Origin of the sequence: Geobacillus sp. ZGt-1 (assembly GCF_001026865.1) — a bacterium.
Taxonomy (GTDB): Bacteria; Bacillota; Bacilli; order Bacillales; family Anoxybacillaceae; genus Geobacillus; species Geobacillus thermoleovorans.
Map to the genome: position 1 here is coordinate 1 of NZ_LDPD01000215.1, position 1448 is coordinate 1448.

1 protein-coding gene and 1 pseudogene are annotated in these 1448 nt (G+C 38.9%); both read left to right on the plus strand.

Annotated elements, in window-relative coordinates:
- The first annotated feature begins 347 nt into the window (after nucleotides 1-347).
- Complete coding sequence (locus VU18_RS16755; RefSeq protein ID WP_033011003.1) at nucleotides 348-1307, plus strand: sporulation protein; 960 nt, start codon at nucleotides 348-350, stop codon at nucleotides 1305-1307.
- A gap of 29 nt (nucleotides 1308-1336) precedes the next feature.
- Nucleotides 1337-1448, plus strand: a pseudogene (locus tag VU18_RS20945) (peptidase); the annotation flags it as partial.

Here is a 1448-nt window from a genome sequence, read left to right on the forward strand (position 1 = left end):
TTCAAGAAGAACTGTTGGAATTAAAACCGTTACTTAAACAATTAAATGAACAACAGATCAAGCTGATGACAAAACCACTGGCCCAACAAGGTTATACTTTGCTACAAACATTAGCGATATTGCTTGGAGAAAATCCTTTTATTTAATAATAAATCCTGAATCCGTGACAGCAGCTCATCAAAAGCACCGGAAAACGTAATCATATCAAGGGTTTAGCCCAGTTTCGGATGTTCACTTATTGAGTGAAAAGCAAAAAGTGTGATATTTGTTGATTTATCAAGCTTTCTCAGCAGTTTGAACGCGTTTTTATCACGGATTCAGGAATAAATGTTAGGAGAGATGAAAGAATGTTTAGAAAATTTTTATCGAAGCTGGGGATTGGTTCTGCGAATATCAACCTTATGCTGCATCATTCCCAAGTACGATTGGGAGAGACCATTAGCGGTGAATTTTTCATTGAAGGAGGAACAGTAGAACAGCATATCAACAAAATTGATGTAGAACTTCGTTTAACATTAAACAAAAACGGGCAATCGCAAACAAAAACAGTGGCAACGATTCCAGTAGCTTCTGCCTTTGTCATTCAGGCTGGCGAGAAAAAAGTATTGCCTTTTGCATATGAATTGCCAAAAACTCTTCCAGTGTCAAGACACGGTATTCATTACACGTTTGTTACCCGTCTTGATATTGCAGGCGGTGTAGATCATTTGGATGAAGATGCAGTACAAATTCTTCCACCATTGCCTTTAGAAAAAATCTTCATTGCTTTTGAAAAGCTAGGCTTCCGGGAAAAGGCAACTTCAGGATCACTAAAACCGTATGGCCAAGAATTCGAACTGTTTCCAACGGAACAATTTAGAGAAGTTGTTCAAGAAGTTGAGTTTTTTGCATTTTTAGAAGAAGAGGGAGTTCGCCTGCTTCTTGAAGTAGATGTATATGCAGGAGCCTTTGGTTTGCAGGAAAAAGAGTTAAAACGGGAAATCTTTTTCGCACATACAGAATTAACCGATGTAAGCATACTAGCTGACAAACTTCGCGAAATGATTCAAGAAATGATCGAGCAGCCGTATCAATATACAGCATCATCTTACATGACTCATTATTCCCATACTCCTCATTTGCATGGACACGGACATGGCATGATGGGAGCGATTGGCGGTTTTGCTGCAGGAATGTTGGCAGGAATGTTGGTGGAAGAACTCGTAGATGATGCCATCGAGGAAGCACTAGGCTTTGATGAGGAAGCTGAAGAAGGGGAAGAAGGATTTTTTGACGATTTCTTTGGTGGAGAAGATGAAGAATTTTAATACCAATAGTAGTGTAAGGGGAGAATGTAATGTTATTTCATCCAATGGACATTCTCATCTTTTTAGCATTCGGACTGTCACTTTGGGCACAATTTAAAGTAAAAGGTACATTTAATCAATGGACGGAAGTCCGTGCTAATT

Excerpts from the sequence above, each read along its gene's own strand:
- VU18_RS16755 (WP_033011003.1), top strand. The coding sequence starts at position 348 with ATGTTTAGAAAATTTTTATCGAAGCTGGGGATTGGTTCTGCGAATATC.